The organism is Rhodococcus sp. NPDC003383, assembly GCF_053589115.1.
This window is the reverse complement of sequence record NZ_JBSFRG010000005.1, coordinates 238684-260878: the sequence shown is the minus strand read 5'-3', so window position 1 is coordinate 260878 and position 22195 is coordinate 238684. Positions and strand designations below refer to the sequence as shown.

Sequence of the window (22195 nt, the reverse complement as noted above, 5' to 3'; positions counted from 1 at the left end):
GCCGGTGACGGTGAGCCGGGCGAGTTGGGTGTCGGCGGCCGAGAGCCGGGCCATCGGACTTACCTGCGGTGGGGTTTGCAGGTCGGTGATCCGCACCCGGGGGGACTGCACGGCCCCCGAGTCCGTTTCACCGCTCCGGCGGGTCCGGGCGAGCAGTTGCCGGCGCACACCCCGCGCGAACCCCGCCGGCACGTACTCCGCAGCACACTTTGGTGCGGCGATGCGTCCGGTAGCGGGATCGAACCGGGCCGACAGCGCCGCGATCGCCGCATCCCGATACGCCAGGGTCCGCAGGGTCGCGGTGGCGTGGGCGGTGACCACCCGCGTCACCCGCGACGGCACGTACACCCCGTCGGGATAGATCGGGGTCCAGCCCAGACGCGCCGCCGCGACGTGCCCGTGCCTCGGCAGTGCCCGGCCGTCGCGGTCACGGCCGGCGGCCAGGGTGTCGAAGGTGCTCGGCTGCCACAGTCGGGTGAGCAGTTCGGTTTCGGCGCCGGTGATCAGGTCGAGCAGCCATGCGATGCGAATATCGAGGTCGTCGAGTCCGATCTGCTCGCCGGTGCTGTCGTCGACCGCCGCGTACGGGCGGGTGGTGAACGCGAACGGGCGCCGGCCGATCGGTGCGGTGTTGCTCATCCGTTCACCCCCGCCCTGTGTCGTCGTCGATCGGTTCCTGCCGGGAACATCTCGTCGTGCTCGACTGCGGCTCCGACCGTATCGTCGGGCACCGACAGATTCGGTTCGGTCCGCGTCACGACCGGGTCGGGGTGTGTGCCGCCGCGGTGACCGGCCCTGCGGTGCGTGCCGATCCCGCTCCTCCGGGACACGCAGCAAGGCAGCAGGAAGAATCGGAGAGTATGACGGAGTATCGGATTTCTCGTCGACTGTTGTGAGCCTGCCGATGTCGCGGTCGTCGGGGACGAGACGTCGGTGCGGGCACAGTTACGGTCGCTGGTCGCCGCCGGCGCGACCGACGTGTGGGCGGCACCGTTTCCGGTCGGGGACGATCCGCGCGCCTCGTTGCGGCGCACCCGGGACCTGCTGAGAGACCTGGCCGCCGAGCCGGACTGACCGGCCTAGGGTGGGGTGGTGAGCCCGACCGTCATCGCCGCCGTACCGCCCGGATCGAACGTTCCCACCGACGGACTCGCAGGATGGGCGTTGTCGCTGATGGATCGGCTCGGCGGCCTCGGCGCCGGCCTGGCGATCGCGCTCGAGAACTTCTTCCCACCGCTGCCCAGCGAGGTGATCCTGCCACTCGCGGGGTTCGCGGCCGGACTCGGCAGTTTCACGCTGGCGTCGGCGCTGTTCTGGACGACCCTCGGATCCCTGCTCGGCGCGCTGGGGTTGTATGCGATCGGACGGGCGGTCGGACAGGAGCGGATCCGGCGGATCGTGGACCGGATGCCGCTGGTCGACGTCGCCGATCTCGACCGGACGACGGACTGGTTCCACCGGCACGGCGGCAAGTCGGTGTTCTTCGGCCGGATGATCCCGCTGTTCCGCAGCCTCGTCTCGATTCCCGCCGGGATCACCCGGATGCCGGTGTGGCGGTTCGCGGTTCTCACCGCCGCCGGAAGCGCGATCTGGAATGCGGTGTTCGTGCTGGCCGGATACCAGCTGGGAAACAACTGGTCGCGGATCGAGCCGTACGCGTCGGGATTCCAGCGCATCGTGATCGTCGCGGCCGTCGTCGTGGTCGCTGTCCTCGCGATCCGCCGGATCCGGCGGCGGCGCACCCCTGACCGCGCTGCCGAAGAATGAACGGGACTCAGAACCGGTGCCGGGCCGCCGCGAGATCGACCCGGTCCCCGCGGATCGGTGTGCCCTCCAGGGCGAGCCGCGCCAGCTGACGGTGAGCCAGATGCGCGGCCGGTTTCCCGGACGCCGGCAGCACCCGGTGCCACGGCAGGTCGGCGCTGTCGGTGCGCATGATCCACCCCACCGTGCGCGGGCTCGACAGGCCGGCGGCGTCGGCGATGTCGCCGTACGTCGCGACCTTGCCCGCGGGAATCGACGCGACCAGTTCCCGGACCCGTTCGATCTGGGCGTCGGTGGTCGCGGCCATCTACAGCATCCTGCGGATCAGGGCAGCGGTCTCCTCGGGCCGTGCCTGGTCGATCATGTGGTCGCAGTCCATCTCGAGTTCGGTCAGGTTCGCCCCGAGACGTTCGGCGAGCGCCGCGCGGAACTCGTCGGTGACGTACGGCGGCTGCACCTTCGCCGCGCGCACCACCGTGGTCGGGATGTGCGCGGGCGGGAGCACGAAGTCGCGGGCCAGTTCGCTCCAGGACGTCACCAGCGCCGGCACGAACAGGCGCCAGTTCACCCGCCCGGACTCCAGCTCGACGAGGTGCTCCGCGATCTCGGCGTCGAGCAGTTCCTCGGCGACGTCACCCCACGAGCCGTGTACCTTCTCGGAACGGGCCTCCGCGGCGTCGGTGTAGTCGGGGTAGCGGACCGTGAGATCGGCGATCTCCTGCATGCGGTCGGGCGGCAGCCCGATCGCCGGGTCCAGCAGCAGCAGCCCGCGCACCCGCTCGGGCGCGGTGGCCGCGAGATGTACCGCGAGGGCACCGCCGAACGAATGCCCGACGACGAGCACCGGTTCGGTGGTGTGCGCGTCGAGCACTCCGAGCAGGTCCTGCACGTGCGTCTCGAAATTCCACGGCGGCGTCCACGGCGAACGGCCGTGCCCGCGCAGATCCGGCGCGACGAACCGGGCCTCCGGCAGATGCCGGGTCGCGATGTGTTCCCACCGGCGGCCGTGCCCGGTCAACCCGTGCAGGGCCAGGATCTGCGGGCCGCCCGCAGGTCCGAACAGGTGGGTGTGCAGCGGTGACGGAGGCGTGTTCACGTCGATCACTATCGCAGAGCGACGTCCGGGGAAGCCGGTGAGCGCCGTGGTGCGCCGGTGCCCGGCAGCGACGACGGGCTCTGTCCGTCACAAGGGGGCGCGGTCCGTCACAAGGGAACGGGGTCGACGCCGTCACTGTGTTTACGGGTGAACCCGCCTGCCGTGCCCAGTCGGACCGGGTCGATGCGCCGCAGGATCTCCGCCGCCGCGGTCTGTGCCGAGGACAGCAGCCGCCGATCACGGACCCGCGACGTCGGGCCGGACACCGACAGCGCCGCCGAACCGGACCGGCCGATCCGGCCGATCGGCACGGCCACGCAACCGAACCCCTTCGCGTACCGGTCCATCTCCGCGACCATGCGCAGCTCGCGGACCCGCGTGATCTCCGGTGAATCCGCCGGGGACGCGGGGTCGACGGAGAGCAGTGCCTTGCCGATAGTCGACGTCGCCAGCGGCAGCCGGTTGCCGATGCGGGACCACACGCTCGGGGCGAACTCACCGCCGATCGTCTCCAGATGGACGGCTTCGGTGCCGTCGCGAATTCCGAGGTGCACGACGCAGCCGCTGACACGATGCAGCCACTGCAGAGTGGGCAGTGCGGCGCGACGTAGCTCGTCCTGGTGCGCGGCGGCGGCACCCAGCACGATCATGCGCAGGCCCAGCCGGTAGTCCATGCCGTCGCGGGACACCCAACGCAGCGCGACGAGCTGCTCCAATGCGCGGTGCACGGATGTGCGTGGCAGCCCCGTGGCCGCTGCGACCTGGGACAGGTTCATCTGACCGACGTTCTCGAGCGCATCGAGGATCACCGCTGCACGCTGCAGAGTTCCGGTTGGCCCTTCCATCCGATCCCACTCCTTCCCGGCACATGGGTAGGCACATGGGTAACAGAACCGCCTCATGCGCGTGCCGATACTTCCGGCTACCGGAAACGGTGGTTTCGAATGTGGTTCCGGCGTGGTTGTAATCCGAGGTATGTCTGATCCCCTGTGCACGAGTCCGGGCGCAATGCTCGTGGGCCGCCGCGCCGTGGTGGCCGGCGGCACCGGCGGAGCCGACGCGTGCGACGGCCCTCACGAGGTCGACTGCGTGCACGTGATGCGCCTGACCCGCGCGGTCACTCTCCGCGGAGGTGGGTCCCCTCGGGATCCGTGTCGATGTGGTCGCGCCCCATCTCGTGATAACGCGGCAGATTCGGGAAGGCGGTCGCGTGACCTGATGTAAACCGTTCTACAACAACCATTCCGGTAAGACGCACATCCGTGGGATGTGCGTCTTTCGGGCGTTCGCCGCTGCCGTGAGGCGGTGGCAGGGACGGTGCGGCGCACCCGATCCCGACAGTGTGTGCTGTTGCACAATCGGCCGCTGTTGCTGCTATGGTCGTCCCCAGTGACAGGCGAGGTGGAAACCTTCCTGCCGCTTCACTTTCGAGCGCATCTCTACGGTATCCGAGATCGGAAATCTGTCCGATCGTGCGGCTACCGGGTGCGCGCTCGGCCGATTCTTCCCCGCGACACGCGTGACTGCGTGGTCGAGTTCGGCCGCTGTCGATATCCAGGAGGACACAGGATGAAAAACACATGGGTTCGCACCGCGCGGACGATCGCCGTCGCAGCTTCGGTTTCCGCTGTCCTGGCGGCCTGTGGTGGCGGTGGAACCTCCTCGACGTCGGCGGGTGGCCCGACGGGTGAACTCGATCCGGCTGCGGTGCTGCGCATCACGGCCAGCGCCCCCACCCGCAATCTCGACCCGTATCTGCAGACCAGTTACGGCGGATGGGGCTACATCACGCCCGTCTACGACCGGCTCATGGTCGTGGACGGTGACGGGAACCTGCAACCGGCACTTGCCGAGTCGTGGGAGTTCGCTTCGGACGGCAAGTATCTCGAGCTGAGGCTGCGCACCGACGTCACTTTCCACGACGGCACACCCTTCGATGCCGCGGCCGTCGCAGCGAACATCGAACGCGGAAAAACCATGGCCGGCAGCACGGTCGTGTCGGCGCTCGCCGACGTCACCGGCGTCGAGATCGTCGATGCGCACACGGTTCGTCTGATGCTCGCACCGGGCAGCGGCGTGCAGCTGCCCGGAACGTTCACCACGAACGTGGGGATGATGGTCAGCCCCAAAGCCATCGCATCCGGAGCCGACCTGCGGACGGCGCCGGGCGACGCCGGGTCCGGAGCCTATCTCGTCGACTCCTACGTACCCGAGGAATCCTTGACGCTGGTCCGCGCCGAGGGAACGAACTGGGATCCCGAGGCCGGCAAGGTCGCATCGATCCGGTTCGAGGCCATCTCCGACGCCAGCACCCGGCTCAACGGCATGAAGACCGGAGCCACCGACCTGACGTGGGTCAGCTCGGCCAACGAGGTCGTCGAAGCCCAGAACCTCGGTGCATCGGGTTCGTTCGACGTCGACGAGGTGAAGTTCCGGAACGTGCTCGGGCTGTACATGCGGCCCCAGGGCGACCTCGCGAAGCCGGAAGCCCGGCAGGCGGTGGCGACCGCGATCGATCCCGCAGCAATCGATGCGCTGTTCTCCGGGACGTGCACCCCGAACCGGCAGCTGTACCCGTCGGGGAGTTGGTCCGTCGACGAGTCGTACCGGTATCCGTACGAGTACGACGTGGACAGGGCGCGCAGTCTCGCCGAGGCGGCGGGCGGACCGACCGTCACGTTGACGTTCGCGGCAGGCACCAACACCGAGAAGTCTGCGAACGTGCTGCAGTCGCAGCTCGCGGAGGCGGGAATCACCGCGGAACTGAATCCCGTGCCGAATGTGCAGAACGAACCCCGCTACATCGCCGGTGACTTCCAGTCGATGGTGGCGAACAGCTTCAGCCCCAAGGTCGATCCGGCCGACACCGTCAACCAGTTCGTCACCGGTCCCTACGACCTGGGCAACGGCAACCCGCAGATCGCCGAACTCGCCGAGAAGGCTGCCGACCCGGCGCTGACGCCGGACGAACGGGCGCCGCTGTACCGGCAGATCTGGGATCTCACGCTGAAGGAGGCGATGTTCGTGCCGATCTGCAACCAGACCAACGCCTCCGTCTCCAACGGCAAGGTCACCGGCCTCGACGACATGCCGTGGGTCGACCTGGGCATCTTCGACGTGCGTCACGTGGGGATGGTCGGCTAGCCGACCACCCACGTCGACACTCCGATACATGCGGGAGGAAGACGATGTTGCTGTACGCCGGGCGTCGCCTGCTCGCAGCGATTCCGTTGCTGCTGGTCGTGCCGTTGCTGATATTCCTGTTGATCGATCTGGCGCCGGGGGATCCGGCGGTGATCCTCGCCGGCGAGAACCCCACTCCGGACCGGCTCGACGAACTGCGTTCGACGCTGATGCTCGATCAGAACGTGTTCGTGCGCTACCTGGACTGGCTGGGCGGGGTTCTGCGGGGTGACCTGGGGACGTCGCTGCTGTCCGACCAGTCGGTGAGCGACCTGCTGCTGCGCCGGATGGCGACGACGCTGTCGTTGGTGGCATTCGCGATGGTGCTGGCCGTGATCATCGGCGTGGTGCTCGGGGTGCTCGCGTCGTTGCGCCCCGGCGGCCTGCTCGACCGCGTGATCAACGTCGTCGCATCCGTCGCCATCGCGATCCCTGCGTTCTGGTTCGGGCTCGTGCTCGTGTCGGTGTTCGCGGTGTCGAACCAGATCTTCCCGGCGTTCGGATACGCGCCGTTGTCCGAAGGCGTAGTGCCGTGGTTCCAGCATCTGGTGCTGCCCGGCATCGCGCTCGCTCTGCTGCCGGCGGCGGAAGTGACGGTGCAGTTGCGGTCGGCGCTCGGGCAGGTGATGGCCGGTGACTACATTCTCAACGCCAAGGCCAGGGGATTGTCGCCCGCGAGCATCGTCCTCAAGCACGGCCTGAAGAACGCGTGCATCCCGGTCGTCACGGTGCTCGGCTTCCGTGTCGCCGAGGTTCTCGGTGGTGCAGTGACCATCGAGATCATCTACAGCATGCCGGGCATGGGCAGCCTCGCGGTCAACAGCGTCCAGAACCACGACGTGCCGGTCCTTCTCGGGTTCGTCCTGTTCACCACATGTGTCGTCGTGCTGGTGAACCTGCTCGTCGATATCTCGTACGGCTACTTCAATCCGAAGGTGCGCGCATGACCACCACACTCGCGGACACCGTCACGACGTCCGACGCCGCTCCCGGGATCGCGCAGCGCGCAGCAGCTTTCGTGAAGAACCAGCCCGCGGCCGTCGTTGCCGGCGCCTTCGTGCTGCTGCTCGTCGTCGTCGCGATCTGCGCGCCGATTCTCGCGCCCTACGATCCGTACACCCAAGCGGTCGTCGACCGCCTGCAGCCGCCGTCGTCGGCGCATCTCCTCGGAACCGACGACTACGGTCGCGATGTGTTGAGCCGCATCATTTTCGGAACCCGAATCTCGCTGCAAGCATCCCTGCAAGCGGTCGCGCTCGCGCTCGTCCTGGGGCTTCCGCTGGGCGTGATCGCCGGATACCGCGGCGGGTGGGCCGACACCGTTCTCACCCGGATCATGGACGCATTGATGAGTGCGCCGTCGCTGGTGCTGGCGATCACCATCGTCGCGGTTCTCGGCTCCGGGATCACCAACGCCATGCTCGCGGTCGGTCTGGTGATGGCGCCGCGCTTCTTCCGGGTGGCGCGGGCCTCGACGATGGACGTACGCGGAGACACCTACATCGAGGCGTCGGTTGCGCTGGGATGCAGCACATTCCGCACCATCGGGCGACACATCCTGCCGAACGTGATGCCACCGATCGTGCTGGTGATCTCCGTGTCGCTCGGGACGGCGGTGGCCGCCGAGGCCAGCCTGAGTTTCCTGGGGCTGGGCGCTCCGCCGCCGGCCGCGAGCTGGGGTGCGATGCTCAGCACCGCTGCCTCGAACATGGCGCTCGCGCCCTATCTGGTGTGGCCGCCCGGTGTGATGATCTTCCTGACCGTGCTTGCCTTCACCTACCTCGGTGACGGTGTACGCCGCGCCCTGACGAGGAGCCGCAATGCCGGAAACTGACACCCTCATCCGACTCGGCGAGAAGCCCGGGGAATCGACGACACCGCTGGTGCGGGTCCGCGACCTCACCGTCGAATTCCGGTCGGGACGCAAGAACTGGGTGACTGCCGTGCAGGACGTGTCCTTCGATGTCGCCGCAGGTGAATCCGTGGCACTCGTCGGCGAATCCGGATCCGGCAAGACCGTGTCGTCGCTTGCGGTGATGGGACTGACCGGCGACACAGGTGGCCGGATCGCTCGTGGCAGTGTCCAATTCGACGGGCATGAGCTCGTGGGTGCACCGCCGTCCGAGTGGCGAGCGTTGCGCGGCACCGGGATGGGCATGATCTTCCAGCAGCCCATCCGCAGCCTCAACCCGGCGTACACCGTGGGCGACCAGATCGCCGAATCCGTGCGGAGACATCTCGGTCTCGACCGCAAATCAGCGATGGACCGCGCCGTCGAGATGCTCGACATGGTGCAGATCCCGCGTGCCGCGGACCGTGTGAACGAGTATCCGCACGCGTTCAGCGGGGGCATGTGTCAGCGCGTGATGATCGCGATGGTGATGGCGTGCAGTCCTCGGCTGCTCATCGCCGACGAACCCACCACCGCGCTCGACGTGACCGTGCAGGCCACCATCCTGCAGTTGCTGCGCGACCTGCAGGAACAGACCGGTGTGGCGCTGCTGTTCGTCACCCACGACCTCGGTGTCGTCGCGGAACTGTGCGAGCGGGTCGTCGTCATGTACGCGGGGGAGGTCATCGAGGACGGCCCCGTCGACGGTGTCTTCGCAGCACCGCAGCACCCGTACACGTCGGGGTTGCTCGGGTCGATTCCCCGTCCCGGTGCCGGCCGCCGGCTCACCGCCATTCCAGGCCGGATCCCGCCGGCCGGGGAGTGGCCGGTCGGCTGCCACTTCCACGACCGCTGCGGGCACGCCGTTGCGGGCCTGTGCGACCGCACCCACCCACCACTGGCCGCGACCACCGAGGGCCGTGCGGCCCGCTGCTCGAGAGTGGCAGACCTGGAGTTGCGAGGAGTGACGGAATCATGAGCCTGCTCGAAGTGCGGAACCTCACCAAGTCGTTTCCCACCGGACGGGACCTGCTGGGGCGCCGCACCGGATGGACCCACGCGGTCGCGGACGTCTCGTTCACCCTCGAAGCCGGCGAGTGCCTGGCGGTCGTCGGCGAATCGGGCGCGGGCAAGTCGACGGTGGGCCGGATGGTGCTGCGTCTGATCGAACCCGATTCGGGCAGTGTGGTGTTCGACGGCGAGGATGTTCTCGCTGCGTCACCGTCCCGGCTGCGGCAACTACGTCGCGGCATGCAGATGATCTTCCAGGACCCGCACAGCTCCTTGGACCCGCGGATGACGGTGCGCGACGCCGTCGTCGAACCGCTCGTCGTGCACTCCGACATGGATCGGGAGTCGCGTCGTCGTCGCGCCGAGGAACTGCTCGACAGGGTCGGAATCGGTTCCCGCTACCTGGGCCGATATCCCGCCGAACTGTCGGGTGGCCAGTTGCAGCGTGTCGCGATCGCCCGCGCGCTGACCCTCGAGCCGAGGATGATCGTGTGCGACGAACCCGTTGCGGCGCTCGATGTGTCGGTTCGCGCCCAGGTACTCAATTTGCTCCGTGATCTGCAGGAAGAACTCGGACTCGCCTACGTGTTCGTGTGCCACGATCTCGCGCTCATCGAGGTCATCGCAGACCGGGTCGTGGTGATGCGGTCGGGGACGGTCGTCGAATCCGGCACCGTCGAGCAGGTCTACCGGGATCCGGCGGAGGAGTACACGCGACAGTTGCTCGATGCGATACCCGTCCCCGTTCCCCGGTCGGTGCGCGCGACGTGAGCCCGGGGCCGACCACGCACGTTGCGTGATCGAACGGACCGAGCGCGTCGGTCGCCGCTGGGGCGGGCCCGGAAATGTCGGACCCGTCTGATGGGATGACAGTCATGACCGCAGCCGACACCCGCATGCCCGACCGGACGCGCCGTCCGGCCGCGCGGCTGGTGCAGCGACCGGACACCGCCCCACCGCGCCGCGAATGGCCCGACGACGTGCGGAAGGTGTTCGCGGACGCCCCGCCGCTGCCGCGCTGGCGGCCCTGGCAGATTCTCGGCGGTCCCGGCACCGGCAAGACGTCGCTGCTCGTCGACCTGGCCGTCTCCCGGATCGCGGCCGGAGCCGAACCGGAATCGGTGCTGGTGCTCACCCATTCGCGGCGCGCCGCAACGGCGGTGCGCGAGGAGATCACCGCGGGCCTGCTGCGCGAGGGGAACGTCACCGGTGCCCGCGCCACCCGGGAGCCGCTCGTCCGGACCGTGCACTCTTACGCCTTCGCGGTGCTGCGGCTGCAGGCGTCGAGGCACGGCAATCCGCCGCCGCGGCTGATCACCGGTGCCGAGCAGGACGCGGTGCTGCGCGAACTGCTGCGCGGCGACATCGACGACGGTGCCGGCATGTGGCCCGAGCGGCTGCGGCCCGCGCTGGGGATGACCGGTTTCGCGGTCGAGCTGCGCGACCTGATGCTGCGTGCCAACGAACGCGGTCTCGGACCGGAGGACCTCGTCGCGCTCGGCGAGGAACGCGACCGGCCCGAATGGGTCGCGGCGGGCCTGTTCGCGGCCCGCTACGAGCAGGTGATGCTGCTGCGCGGCGCGGTCGGTCTCGAAGCCCCCGAGGCCACGGCCCCGGCACTCGACGCCGCCGAACTCGTCGGTGCCGCCCTCGCCGCGTTCGCCACCGACCCGGATCTGCTCGCGTCCGAGCGCAGCCGCATCCGGCACCTGCTCGTCGACGACGCCCAGCACCTGGATCCGCAGTCGGCACAATTGATCAAGGCCATCGGCGTCGGCACCCGCACCGCCACCGTCGCGGGCGACCCCGACCAGATGGTGTTCACCTTCCGCGGCGCGGACAGCAGGTTCCTCACCGAACTGGCCGAGGCGGATCCCGAGCGGCGCATCGTCCTCGCCGCCAACCATCGCGCGGCCGCCGACATCGCTGCGGTCACCGATTCGATCGCGCGGCGGCTGCCGGGCCTGCAGCCGCATCGCGGGGCCGCCGCGGTCGCCGGTGAAGCCGAAGCCGGTCGGGTCCGGGTGCGGGTGTTGTCGACGCAAGCGAAGGAAGCGGCCCTGATCGCCGACACCCTGCGCCGCGCACACCTCATCGACGAGGTGCCCTGGTCGCGTATGGCCATCGTGGTGCGCTCGGTGCCGCGGGTCCTCGCGCCGCTGCGCCGCGCCCTGCTCGCGGCGGGTGTCCCCATGACGACCGCGGCCTCCGAACTGCCACTGGCCCGTCAGCACAGCGTCGCCGGCCTGCTGCTGGTGCTGCGGGCGCTGTCGGGCCGGCGGTTCGGCGGCGAGGAAGCCCTGGCGTTGCTGTCCGGTCCGGTCGGCGGCGCCGAACCGGTGACCCTGCGGCGACTGCGCCGGGGCCTGCGGCGCGTCGAGCTCGCCGCCGGGGGAGACCGCGACTCCGCGGAACTGCTGCGTGCGCTGCTCGTCGACGGGGAGGACGCCGAGACCACCGCGCACCTGATGCGCGGGCTCACCGAGGTCGAAGCGGCGCCGCTGAAGGGCGCGCTCGCGGTGCTCGGCAAGGCCCGCGCCGCGATGAACCGCGGTGGCGGTGTCGAGGACGTGCTCTGGGAGGCATGGCAGGCCACCGGCCTCGAACGCAAGTGGGCGGCGGCGTCCGCGCGCGGCGGACCGGCCGGGGCGCAGGCTGACCGGGATCTCGACGGGATCGTCGCGCTGTTCGACGCCGCCGCCGACTACGTCGACCGGCTGCCGCGCGCCCACATCGCCGGGTTCGTCGACTACCTCAGCGAGCAGGAGATCCCGGGCACGGTCCGCAACCGCGCCACCGCCGAATCCGAAGCGGTCACAGTGGTCAGCGCGCACTCGGCGGTCGGCCGCGAATGGGACGTCGTCGCGGTCGCCGGAGTCCAGGAAGGTCTGTGGCCGAGCCTGCGGGCGCGCGGCACCCTGCTCGGGATCGAGGCGCTCCTCGACGCGGTCTCCGGGGTCGACGGGGGAGCCGACGGCACCACCCGGCTGTCGCGGACCGCGCCGCTGCTCGCCGACGAGCGCCGGTTGTTCCTCGTCGCGTGCAGCCGCGCCCGCCGTCGGCTGCTCGTCACCGCAGTCGACGCGGCCTCCGCGGATACGGACCTGGTGCGGTCGCGGTTCGTCGACGAACTGCTCGGCCGGGACGGTGACGACACGGACACCGACGACGAGGCGCTCGAACCGGACGGGCTCCCCGACGAGGCCCGGATCCGGGTGCTCGCGTTGCCGGCGCTCGTCGCCGAACTGCGCAGCGTGGTGTGCGATCCGGTGGTCGCCGCGCACGACCCGGAACGGCAACGACGGGCCGCGGCGCAACTGGCCCGGCTCGCCCGGGCGGGGGTGCGCGGCGCGCATCCGGATCGTTGGTACGGCACCGCCGACCCCAGTACCGACCGGCCGCTGTGGGATCCCGAAACCGAGGCGGTTCCGCTGTCGCCGTCCACGATCGAGCAGCTCACCACGTGTCCGCTGCGGTGGATGTTCGAACGGCACGGCGGCACCGACGGCCAGAACAGCCACGCGGTCGCGGGAACGCTCGTGCACACCCTGGTGCAGGCGCTCGCCGGACGGATCCCACCCGACCAGGTGGACCGCGCCCTCGAACGTGCCTGGGACTCGGTCGATCTCGGTTCCCAGTGGTACGCACGCCGCGAGCTGGAGCGGACCCGCACGATGCTCGACACGTTCACGACGTGGCTGCGCGGCACCCGCGACGAGCTGACCGAGGTCGGCGTCGAGGTCGGTGTCGACGGCATCCTCGAACCGCCGTCCGACGACCTGCCGCGGGTCCGGCTCCGCGGCCGCATCGACCGCCTCGAACGCGACCCGGACGGACGGCCCGTCGTCGTCGACGTCAAGACCGCCAAGAACCCGGTGACCAAGGACGCCGCCCGTGACCACGCGCAGCTCGCCGCCTATCAGGTCGCGGCCGCGGCCGGGGCGATCGAGGGGCAGCCGGCGTCCGAACCCGGCGGCGCGCGGCTGGTGTTCGTGGCCAAGCCGCACAACAAGGAGGGCGCCACCCAGCGGGTGCAGCCACCGCTGGACGCGGAGGGGCTCGAGCGTTGGCGCACGGTGATCCACGAGGCCGCGGCGGCCACCCGCGGCCCGCAGTTCCTCGCGCAGGTCAACGACGGATGCCGGCACTGCCCGGTGATGTCGAGCTGCCCCGCGCACGACGAAGGCAGGCAGGTGACCGGCGGATGAGCACGCCTCGGGATCTGCGGGGGCGCACCGTCGGGGCGGTCGAACTGGCCGCCGCGGTGGGGCAGAAGTTCCCGCCCACCGACGAGCAGGTCGCGGTCATCGAAGCGCACCGCGGGCCGACCCTCGTCGTCGCGGGAGCCGGTGCCGGCAAGACCGAAACGATGGCCGCGCGCGTGGTGTGGCTGGTCGCGAACGGATTCGTCGCCCCCGAACAGGTGCTGGGCCTGACGTTCACCCGCAAGGCGGCCCAGCAGCTGACCACCCGCATCCGCACGCGCCTCGCGAAACTCGCCGGCTCGCGGCTGGTGCGCGACCTGGACCCCAGCGGTGAGCTGCGCAGCCGCATTCTCGGTAGCGAACCGGAGGTGAGCACCTACCACGCGTACGCGGGACGCCTGCTCGGCGAGCACGGGTTGCTGTTGCCGATCGAGCCGTCGGCGACGCTGCTGTCGGAAACCGAGCTGTGGCAGATCGCGTACCGGGTCGTCAGCGCATGGGACGGTGACCTCGACACCGACCGCAACCCCGCGGCCGTCACCGAGGCCGTGCTCGCGCTGTCCGGTCAGCTCGCCGAGCACCTCGTCGAACCCGACGACCTGCGTGAGGCCCACACCGAGCTCGACAAGCTGATCCACACGTTGCCGGCGGGGCCGGGGCAGCGCGGTGGACCGTCGAAGGCGTTGCTCGGCTACCTCGAGACCCAGCACGACCGGATCGCGTTGCTGCCCCTGGTGCAGCGGCTTGCGGAGACGCTGCGGCGTGAGGGCGCACTCGATTTCGGCAGCCAGATGTCGCTCGCGGCGAGGGTCGCGCAGGACCACCCGGAGGTGGGCCGCACCGAACGCGAACGATTCCGGGTGGTGCTGCTCGACGAGTACCAGGACACCGGGCACGCCCAGCGAATCCTGTTGTCGTCGTTGTTCGGTGGCGGCCAGGATCCGGATCTCGCCGTGACCGCGGTCGGCGATCCCATGCAGTCCATCTACGGTTGGCGCGGTGCCTCCGCCGCCAACCTGCCGCGGTTCACCGCCGACTTCCCGGTGCAGGGACGGCCCGCGCCGATCCTCGAACTGCTCACCAGCTGGCGCAATCCCGCGGAAGCGCTGGCCCTGGCCAACCACGTGACCGAACCGCTGCGATACGGCGGCGTCGAGGTCAGCACGCTGCGCCCGCGGCCGGGCGCCGACCCCGGTGACGTGCGGCTGGCGCTGCATCCCGACATCGAGACCGAACGGAACTGGATCGCCGACCGGATCGCCGCCGAATACACCGCGGACGGTCGCGACAAGCCGCCGACCGCTGCCGTGCTGGTCCGTCGCAACGCCGATGCCGCGCCCATCGCGGAGGCGCTGCGGGCCCGGGGGCTTCCCGTCGAGGTCGTCGGCCTCGGGGGTCTGCTGCACACCCCGGAGGTCGCCGACGTCATCGCGATGCTGCGGCTGGCGGCCGACCCGATGGCCGGCAGCTCCGCGGTGCGGGTGCTGACCGGTGCCCGCTGGCAGCTCGGTGCCGCCGACCTGACGGCGCTGTGGCAGCGGGCCCGAGAGCTGGCGATCGGCGGTCGGTACGCGGTGACCGGGGCGGTCGACGACACCGCGGCCCTCGACGACGCACTCGACGCCGCTCTTCCCGGCGAGCAGGCCGAACAGGCCGGGCTCGCCGACGCGATCTCCGATCCCGGTGCAGCGCAGAACTATTCGGAGTTCGGGTATGCCCGCATCACCGCGCTCGCGAAGGAACTGGCGTCGCTGCGCGAACGGCTCGGGCAGCCGCTGACCGAACTGGTCGCCGAGGTCGAACGGGTATTGGGCATCGGTATCGAAGCGCAGGCCCGTGTCGACACCCGCGGCAGCGTCACCGGGCGCGAGCACCTCGACGCGTTCGCCGACGTCGTCGCCGGATACGCCGGACGTGGCAACGCCACGCTTCCCGGGCTGCTCGCCTATCTCGCCGCCGCCGAACAGATCGAGCAGGGCCTCGCACCCGGTGAGGTGGAGGTCGACCCGAACTGCGTGCAGGTTCTCACGGTGCATTCGGCCAAGGGCCTCGAATGGGAGGTCGTCGCCGTGCCGCACGTCAGCGCCGGGGTCTTCCCGTCGTCGACCGCGGCGGCGACGTGGCTCGGCTCGGTCACGGAACTACCGCCGCAGTTGCGCGGCGACCGCTCCGAGATCTTCGCGGACGGCACTGCGACGGAGGGGGTCCCGCAACTCCACCTCGACGAGGTCTACGACCGCAAGGTCCTCGAGAACACGATCTCCGCGCACAAGGACGCGCTCAAGCAGCGCAAGCTCGACGAGGACCGCCGCCTGTTCTATGTCGCGCTGACCCGCACCGAACGGGCCCTGTTCGTCTCGGGCCACCACTGGGCCGAGTCCGGAAGCGAACCGAAGGGCCCGTCGCCGTTCCTGACCGAACTCCACGACCTCGTGGAGGCGCAGCCGGACCTCGGGGTGATCGAGACCTGGGCGCCCGCACCGGAAGCCGGCACCGAGAACCCGCTGACCGCGACCCCGCGCACGGCACCGTGGCCGCGCGACCCGCTCGGTGCCCGCCGGGCCGACGTCGAACGCGGGGCGGCGCTGGTCCTCGCGGCGCTCGACGCACCCGAACCGCCACCCCCGGCGAGCTTCGAGGACGATCCCGACGAGTGGGCCGCCGACGTCGACGCGTTGCTCGCCGAACGGGAACGCCGCGCCGAGAGCGCCGCCGAGGTGGTGCTGCCCGCGCAGATGTCGGTCAGTCAGCTCGTCGACCTCGCCACCGACCCGGACGCCCTCGCGGCCCGGCTGCGGCGGCCGCTGCCGTTCCGTCCCAACCCGCTGGCCCGCCGCGGCACCGCCTTCCACGCGTGGCTCGAGCGTCGGTACGGCGCGACGCGGTTGCTCGATCTCGACGAACTGCCCGGCGCCGACGACGAGGACGGCGACGAAACCGACTTCGACCGGTTGCAGGAGGCGTTCCTGCGGTCGCCGTGGGCGCAGCGCAGCCCGGTCGAGGTGGAGGTGCCGTTCGAGACGTCGATCGGCGGCACCGTGATCCGCGGCCGCATCGACGCGGTGTTCGAGGATCCAGACGGCGGCTGGACCGTCATCGACTGGAAGACCGGTGCCGAGCCGACCGACGAGAAGCTGAAGTCGGTGGCGATGCAGCTCGCCGCCTACCGGCTCGCGTGGGCGCAGCTCATGGCCGCCCGTACCGCGCGGCACACCGGCCGGCCCGCCGAGCTGCCGCTCGACCGGGTGCGGGCCGCGTTCCACTACGTGCGCACCGGCCGCACGGTCGCGCCGGCCGATCTGCCGGGCGCCGGGGAGCTCGAGCAGCTGATCCGCTCGGCCGGGGCGGTCGGTGAACCGGATCCGCCACTCGAAGGCGAAGCGCCACAGGAGCTTTCGTAGCAGGGTCCGCTTCCGCCGGTGCCGGCCGGCATTGTCGGGCGAGCGACAGCGTCATGAAGATGCTGTTCGGATCGTCGAGGTAGTCGCCGAACGGTGGACACTCGACGAAACCGGCTCCGGCATACAGACGACGCGCCGGTGCGAAGAATTCCATCGAGCCGGTCTCCAACGAGAGCCGTGTAACCCCTCGGCCTTCGGCCTCCTGAATCAGGTGCTCGAGCAGGGCGCGTGCAATTCCTCGTCCTCGTAGGTGGGGAGCGGTGCGCATGCGGCCGGGTTCCGGAGCTCCGACAGATCGAGGGCGTGTCGACTTTCCGCCGGTGCGGTGGGGGCGATGTCGTCCAAGTGCGCCTGTAGGAAGAGCGCCAGGCTCGAATCGTCGAAGTCGGCACGTTCGAAAACGGGATCCACATGTGAATGGTGACCGACGGCCGGCGATTCCCGTCGGACGTGAATGTGCCGAAACCGGCGGTATTGATATACGTAGACATATACGTATACTCGTGCCATGGTTACGATGGCCTCATGCCGAACAAGACGATCTACGTCTCCGATGCCGACCTGCCGGTGTTCCAGCGCGCCCAGGAACTCACCGGGGGCAATCTCTCCGCGGCGATCTCCAAGGCTCTGCACCGCCTCGTCGAGGTCGAGGAAGGGCGTCTGGAAGGCTTCGAGGAGATCACCGTCCGGGTCGGTGTCGGCGCCGGGAAACTGCAGCGGTTCCAGGGAGTACTGCTGGCCGACTGGAACCGATCCACCGCCACCGGGACCGAGCACTACCGCGTGTATCGAACGCGCACCGGCAAACTCGCCGTCCACGTCTCCCGGCCGAAGGGCTTCGTGCACACCGCCGGCAAGGACGGCCAGCTGACCGGCTGGCGCAAGCATTTCGCGACCGACCAGCAGTGGGGGGAAACCCCCGCGGCCGCGATCCTCGAGGTCTACGACACCTTCGAGGACCTGCGGGCGGAGGTCCCCGCCGAGCTGGCCGCTCTGGTGGAGGTCAATGCCACCGAACCCGAGGTCGAGGACCTCGACATCTGACGCTCCCGGCGGTGCCCGGGGGCACCCGGTCCCACCGCGAGGAGTGTTCATGTCCACCCACCCTGCCCCGGCGATCGAGATCGCCGGGCTCCGCAAACAGTACGGCGACCGGACCGTGCTCGACGGCCTCGACCTGACGGTGCCGGCCGGTACCGTCACGGCGCTGCTCGGGCCCAACGGCGCCGGCAAGACCACGACCGTCTCGATCCTGTCCACGCTGCTTCCCGCCGACGGCGGCACCGCGCGGGTTCTGGGCCACGACGTCGCCCGTGAACCGGACATCGTGCGGAGGCTGATCGGGGTGACCGGTCAGCTGTCGGCGGTCGATCCGCTGCTGACCGCCACCGAGAATCTGCGGCTCATGGCCGATCTGTTCCACCTGCCCCGATCCGAAAGCCTCAGCCGCATCGCGGATCTGCTCGACCGATTCGGCCTCGCCGAGGCTGCGCGCCAGCAGGCGCAGCAGCTGTCCGGCGGCATGCAGCGCAAGCTCGACCTAGCCATGACCCTCGTCGGCGATCCGCAGGTGGTCTTCCTCGACGAACCCACCACGGGCCTGGATCCGCGTGCCCGCCGCGACCTCTGGGACCAGGTGCGGACCCTGGTCGACGGCGGCACGAGTGTGCTGCTGAGCACCCAATATCTCGACGAGGCGGACCATCTCGCCGACCGCGTCGCCGTCCTGCACGGCGGCCGCCTCGTCGCCCACGACACCCCGGCCGGACTCAAGGCCGCTCACGACGCCGGTTCGCTCGACGACGTCTTCCTCACCCTGACTGCACCGACCGACACGAAGGAGGTGGCGTGATGACCGCCGCCGACGCCACCGCATTCGCTCCCGCGCTCGTTCCGGCGGGCCCGTCCGGCCTGACCCGCGCCATCCGCGATCTGATGACGATGACCAGGCGCGGCCTGCTGCGCCTGGTCCGCTACCCGTCGCTGACCGTGACCGTCGTCGGAATGCCGGTCGTGCTGTTGCTGCTGTTCGTCTTCGTCTTCGGTGGCGCCTTCGGAGCAGGTGTCGCCGAAGGTGTTTCACCGGGAGCCGGGGGTCGTGCCGCCTACCTCGAGTACCTCACGCCGACCATGCTCGTGATGACCGCGGCGGCCGTCGCGCAGTCCACCGCGATCGGCGTCGCGATGGACATGACCGGGGGCATCGTCACGCGGTTGCGCACCATGCCCGTCGCACCCGTGTCGGTACTCGGCGGCCATGCCGGGGCGGCCGTCGTGCAAACCATGCCGGCCATCGCGGCGGTGCTCGGTGTGGCCGTCGCCCTGGGATTCCGCCCGGGCGCAGATGCTGCCGAATGGCTTGCGCTGGTGGGTTTCCTGGCTCTGGTCGCGCTCGCGCTCACCTCGCTGTCGGTCGCGATGGGCGTGGCCGCGCGCAGCGTCGAGTCGGCGTCGAACACCCCGATGATCCTGCTGCTCCTGCCGTTCTTGGGTAGTGGGTTCGTGCCGGTCGAGACCATGCCCACCGCGGTGCGCGTGTTCGCCGAATACCAGCCCTTCACACCGATCATCGAGACCGTCCGTGGACTCCTCGCCGGCACCGGCCCGGAGGCGGCGACCGCCGGGATCGCCGTCGCGTGGTGTGTGGGCCTGACCCTCGCCGGCTGGCTGTGGGCGCGGGCCGCTTACCGCCGGCCCCGCGTCTGAGTGCGGGGCGAGCGTCGCCACACCGTCACGGCCTCGGTGACCAACGGAATCTGCAAGGGCAGTCGCGCGACCGCGGCTGCCTTTGCCGCGGGCGAGAGTCGGTCGCTGCGCAGCCACGACACGGCCATCTGAATGTTGGCGGGAAACACCGCGACGAACAGCACCGCGGCGAGGGCACCCCCGAGCCGGCGCGTGCGCGGAACCACCAGTGCGATACCGACGGCCAGTTCCGCCGCACCCGACGCGTAGGTGTAGCCACGGGCCTCGCCCGGCAACGCCCTGGGCACGATCCGATCGAACGGTTGCGGGCGAACGAAGTGCAGTGTTCCGGAGCCGAGCAGCAGCGCGGCGAGCCGCAGGGCGGGCGCGCGGGCCGGTTGCGTGGACATGTGAGCCACGGTAGCCCTCTGAGCGTAGGCTGCGACGCGATGTCTGCACGTTCCGGTGCGGGCAACCTACGACGAAGAGGTGGAGTCCACGCAATGCCCGGCAGGTTGCGCGCGCGGTTCAGCCGCTCCGATCAGCTCACCGAGCGCCCGGATTTCGCGCTGGTGGGCGTCCTGCGTGTGCCGCAGGAACAGCAGAGCCCCGGCGTGGCGATCGCCCGGAGGATCGGGTACGCGCTCGCCGCACTGGCGCTGGCGGTTCTCGTCGTCTACATCGACCGCGACGGGTACCGCGACGTGCAGGACAACGAGATGTCCCTGCTCGACTGCATCTACTACGCGACGGTCTCGCTCTCCACGACCGGATACGGCGACGTCACCCCGTTTACACCGGAAGCGCGGCTGATCAACGTCCTGGTGATCACCCCGCTGCGGATCTTTTTCCTCATCGTCCTGGTCGGTACGACCCTGTCGGCGCTCACCGAGAATTCCCGCCAGGCATTCAAGATTCAGCGTTGGAGGCGCAAAGTGCGTAATCACACCGTCGTCATCGGCTACGGCACCAAGGGCCGTACTGCTGTCGACGCCATGCTCGGTGACGGCATTTCACCGTCGGACATCGTGGTCGTCGACATGGACCCGGTGGTGCTGGAGACGGCGGCCGGGCAGGGGCTGGTGACGGTGCAGGGGTCGGCGACGAAGTCGGATGTGCTGCGCCTGGCCGGGGTGCAGCACGCGTCGGCGGTCATCGTCGCCGCGAACCGCGACGACACCGCCGTGCTGGTGACACTCAGCGCCCGCGAGATCGCGCCGAAGGCGAAGATCGTCGCCGCGATCCGCGAATCCGAGAACACCCATCTGCTGCGCCAGTCCGGCGCGGACTCGGTGGTCATCTCGTCGGAAACCGCGGGACGGTTGCTCGGCATCGCGACGACCACCCCGAATGTCGTGGAGATGATCGAGGATCTGCTGACCCCGGAGGCCGGGTTCGCGATCGCCGAGCGCGACGTCGAACCGGGCGAGGTCGGCGGATCGCCGCGGCACCTGTCCGACATCGTGCTCGGCGTCGTCCGCGACGGCCGCCTGCTGCGCATCGGCGCCCCGGAGGTCGATGCGGTCGAGGCGAACGACAAACTGCTCTACATCCGCCGGGTGTCTGCCTGATCCGCCGGCGCGAGGCGCGGATAAGGTGCAGGGCGTGACCCGTTTCGAACTGTCCGGCACCCCGTTGCTCTCCCGCACCGTCGTCGACCGTGCCGAGGAATTGCGCTCCGACGCCGAGGCGTTGCGCGCGGGCTGGGCGCAGGCCCGGCTGCTGCGCGTCGACCGTCGTGGTCAGGTGCCGGTGGACGGCGACCAGATCGTGTTCGGCAAGGCCGTCGAACTCGGGCCCGAACCGCAACCGGGCGCGGTGTTCCTGGGGGTGCGCGAGGACCGGCACATCTGGGCCGTCCGCGTGCTCGCGCAGACCGGGAAGGTCGCCGACCTGCGTCGGCTGGGGGAGCGTCTCGACAGTGCCGACGCGGACCTGATGGTCAGCGCAGTCGCGCTGCTCAACTGGCACGACCAGGCCGGGTACAGCGCGATCGACGGATCCGTGACCGAACCGACGATGTCGGGATGGTCGCGCATCAGCACCGTCACCGGTCACGAGGAGTTCCCGCGCACCGACCCCGCAATCATCTGTCTCGTGCACGACGACGGCGACCGCGTGCTCCTCGCCCGGCAACCGACCTGGCCGGAGCGACGCTTCTCGGTGCTCGCCGGATTCGTAGAGGCCGGCGAATCCCTCGAATCCTGCGTGGTCCGGGAGATCCGAGAAGAGGTCGGACTCGACGTGCGTGACGTCCGCTACCTGGGCAGCCAGCCGTGGCCGTTCCCGCGGTCGGTGATGCTCGGGTTCGCCGCGGTCGCCGACCCGGACCAGCCGTTCGAGTTCCAGGACGGGGAGATCGCCGAGGCGTTCTGGTTCACCCGCGAACAGGTCCGCGCGGCCCTCGAGGTCGGGGATTGGGCGTCGCCCGAGGACGCGCCGCTGCTGCTGCCCGGGTCGATCTCGATCGCGCGCGGCATGCTCGAAGGCTGGGCGAACGCCTGAGTTCGCCGACCTACAGGATCCGCTCGGCCGTCAGTCGTCCACTCTGACGATTGCGTCGGCGGATGACTGGCGACCGAGCGGATACGAACAGAAGCTACAGGCCGAGCGCGGCCTTGACCTCGACCAGCGACGGGTTGGTGGCGGTGCTGCCGTCCGCATACTTCACGGTCGGGACGACGTGGTTGCCCCCGTTGACGCTGCCGACGAACTCCGCGGCGGCCGGATCGGCCTCGATGTCGATCTCGGTGTACGCGATGCCGTTCGCATCGAGCTGCGTCTTCAGACGGCGGCAGTAGCCACACCAGGTGGTCGAGTACATCGTGAGGGCGGGGGTTTCGATCGTCATGCTGGCGAGAACACCACATCGAGGCGGATCTGTTCCCGACGGGGTGCCGAATGTGTTCTGCGCCACAGGCGTCGAGGGAGTCGTGGCAACCGGCTGTCGGGACGCACT

19 protein-coding genes and 3 pseudogenes are annotated in these 22195 nt (G+C 69.9%); 14 read left to right on the top strand and 8 right to left on the bottom strand.

Annotated elements, in window-relative coordinates; genetic code table 11:
• Positions 1 to 639 (bottom strand): annotated as a pseudogene (locus ACWDTS_RS07440) (transposase); the annotation flags it as partial.
• Between the two features lie 294 nt (positions 640 to 933).
• Between ACWDTS_RS07440 and ACWDTS_RS07435 the strand changes: the two are divergent.
• Both ACWDTS_RS07435 and ACWDTS_RS07430 read left to right on the top strand, forming a co-directional pair.
• On the top strand, positions 934 to 1074 hold the full coding sequence (locus ACWDTS_RS07435) for a hypothetical protein (protein WP_450110712.1): 141 nt from the start codon (positions 934 to 936) through the stop codon (positions 1072 to 1074).
• A 99-nt stretch (positions 1075 to 1173) separates the two neighbouring features.
• Complete coding sequence (locus ACWDTS_RS07430; protein ID WP_450110748.1) at positions 1174 to 1767, top strand: DedA family protein; 594 nt, start codon at positions 1174 to 1176, stop codon at positions 1765 to 1767.
• Positions 1768 to 1774: 7 nt separating this feature from the next.
• Here ACWDTS_RS07430 and ACWDTS_RS07425 read toward each other — a convergent pair whose 3' ends face one another.
• From ACWDTS_RS07425 to ACWDTS_RS07415, 3 genes are all read right to left on the bottom strand, one after another.
• Entirely contained in the window at positions 1775 to 2071 is a 297-nt protein-coding gene (locus ACWDTS_RS07425; RefSeq protein WP_450110713.1) for an MGMT family protein, read from the bottom strand.
• Entirely contained in the window at positions 2072 to 2860 is a 789-nt protein-coding gene (locus ACWDTS_RS07420) for an alpha/beta fold hydrolase (RefSeq protein ID WP_450110714.1), read from the bottom strand.
• A 107-nt stretch (positions 2861 to 2967) separates the two neighbouring features.
• Positions 2968 to 3705, bottom strand: a complete 738-nt coding sequence (locus tag ACWDTS_RS07415; RefSeq protein WP_450110715.1) for an IclR family transcriptional regulator — start codon at positions 3703 to 3705, stop codon at positions 2968 to 2970.
• A 724-nt stretch (positions 3706 to 4429) separates the two neighbouring features.
• On the opposite strand from ACWDTS_RS07415, the gene ACWDTS_RS07410 reads away from it, so the two are divergent.
• The 7 genes from ACWDTS_RS07410 (at position 4430) to ACWDTS_RS07380 (ending at position 16551) form a co-directional block, all read left to right on the top strand.
• Positions 4430 to 6004 (top strand): ABC transporter substrate-binding protein, encoded by a 1575-nt coding sequence (locus ACWDTS_RS07410; RefSeq protein ID WP_450110716.1) that lies wholly within the window; start codon positions 4430 to 4432, stop codon positions 6002 to 6004.
• Between the two features lie 44 nt (positions 6005 to 6048).
• A complete protein-coding gene (locus ACWDTS_RS07405; protein WP_450110717.1) occupies positions 6049 to 6990 on the top strand; it encodes an ABC transporter permease in 942 nt (313 codons plus the stop codon).
• Positions 6987 to 7877, top strand: coding sequence for an ABC transporter permease (locus ACWDTS_RS07400; protein ID WP_450110718.1), 891 nt, complete (start codon positions 6987 to 6989; stop codon positions 7875 to 7877). The genes ACWDTS_RS07405 and ACWDTS_RS07400 overlap by 4 nt, the downstream gene beginning before the upstream one ends.
• Positions 7864 to 8913, top strand: a complete 1050-nt coding sequence (locus tag ACWDTS_RS07395) for an ABC transporter ATP-binding protein (protein ID WP_450110719.1) — start codon at positions 7864 to 7866, stop codon at positions 8911 to 8913. Before ACWDTS_RS07400 ends, ACWDTS_RS07395 begins: the two co-directional genes overlap by 14 nt.
• Entirely contained in the window at positions 8910 to 9716 is an 807-nt protein-coding gene (locus ACWDTS_RS07390) for an ATP-binding cassette domain-containing protein (RefSeq protein WP_450110720.1), read from the top strand. Before ACWDTS_RS07395 ends, ACWDTS_RS07390 begins: the two co-directional genes overlap by 4 nt.
• A gap of 104 nt (positions 9717 to 9820) precedes the next feature.
• On the top strand, positions 9821 to 13153 hold the full coding sequence (locus tag ACWDTS_RS07385) for an ATP-dependent helicase (RefSeq protein ID WP_450110721.1): 3333 nt from the start codon (positions 9821 to 9823) through the stop codon (positions 13151 to 13153).
• Positions 13150 to 16551 (top strand): ATP-dependent helicase, encoded by a 3402-nt coding sequence (locus ACWDTS_RS07380; RefSeq protein ID WP_450117880.1) that lies wholly within the window; start codon positions 13150 to 13152, stop codon positions 16549 to 16551. Before ACWDTS_RS07385 ends, ACWDTS_RS07380 begins: the two co-directional genes overlap by 4 nt.
• A gap of 160 nt (positions 16552 to 16711) precedes the next feature.
• Here ACWDTS_RS07380 and ACWDTS_RS07375 read toward each other — a convergent pair.
• Together ACWDTS_RS07375 and ACWDTS_RS07370 are read right to left on the bottom strand one after the other, a co-directional pair.
• A pseudogene (locus ACWDTS_RS07375) lies at positions 16712 to 16774 on the bottom strand (hypothetical protein); the annotation flags it as partial.
• Positions 16759 to 16962: a hypothetical protein gene (locus ACWDTS_RS07370; protein WP_450117888.1), complete on the bottom strand. Its 204-nt coding sequence runs from the start codon at positions 16960 to 16962 to the stop codon at positions 16759 to 16761. The pseudogene ACWDTS_RS07375 and the gene ACWDTS_RS07370, both read right to left, overlap by 16 nt.
• A gap of 114 nt (positions 16963 to 17076) precedes the next feature.
• Here ACWDTS_RS07370 and ACWDTS_RS07365 point away from each other — a divergent pair, with 114 nt between their 5' ends.
• The 3 genes and pseudogenes from ACWDTS_RS07365 to ACWDTS_RS07355 all read left to right on the top strand — a co-directional run bounded on the left by ACWDTS_RS07365 (position 17077) and on the right by ACWDTS_RS07355 (position 19257).
• Positions 17077 to 17595: an EXLDI protein gene (locus tag ACWDTS_RS07365; RefSeq protein WP_197254298.1), complete on the top strand. Its 519-nt coding sequence runs from the start codon at positions 17077 to 17079 to the stop codon at positions 17593 to 17595.
• 49 nt (positions 17596 to 17644) lie between these two features.
• Positions 17645 to 18385 (top strand): annotated as a pseudogene (locus ACWDTS_RS07360) (ABC transporter ATP-binding protein); the annotation flags it as partial.
• Positions 18386 to 18402: 17 nt separating this feature from the next.
• On the top strand, positions 18403 to 19257 hold the full coding sequence (locus ACWDTS_RS07355) for an ABC transporter permease (protein ID WP_450117879.1): 855 nt from the start codon (positions 18403 to 18405) through the stop codon (positions 19255 to 19257).
• On the opposite strand, the gene ACWDTS_RS07350 is transcribed toward ACWDTS_RS07355, so the two are convergent.
• On the bottom strand, positions 19236 to 19646 hold the full coding sequence (locus tag ACWDTS_RS07350) for a DoxX family protein (protein WP_450117878.1): 411 nt from the start codon (positions 19644 to 19646) through the stop codon (positions 19236 to 19238). The genes ACWDTS_RS07355 and ACWDTS_RS07350 overlap by 22 nt on opposite strands.
• A 93-nt stretch (positions 19647 to 19739) precedes the next feature.
• Between ACWDTS_RS07350 and ACWDTS_RS07345 the strand changes: the two genes are divergently transcribed.
• Positions 19740 to 20807, top strand: a complete 1068-nt coding sequence (locus ACWDTS_RS07345) for a potassium channel family protein (protein WP_450110723.1) — start codon at positions 19740 to 19742, stop codon at positions 20805 to 20807.
• A gap of 34 nt (positions 20808 to 20841) precedes the next feature.
• A complete protein-coding gene (gene nudC / locus ACWDTS_RS07340) occupies positions 20842 to 21741 on the top strand; it encodes an NAD(+) diphosphatase (protein WP_450110724.1) in 900 nt (299 codons plus the stop codon).
• Between the two features lie 94 nt (positions 21742 to 21835).
• Here the strand turns inward: nudC and mrx1 are convergent, their stop codons facing one another.
• On the bottom strand, positions 21836 to 22087 hold the full coding sequence (gene mrx1, locus ACWDTS_RS07335; protein WP_450110725.1) for a mycoredoxin Mrx1: 252 nt from the start codon (positions 22085 to 22087) through the stop codon (positions 21836 to 21838).
• Between the last annotated feature and the right edge of the window lie 108 nt (positions 22088 to 22195).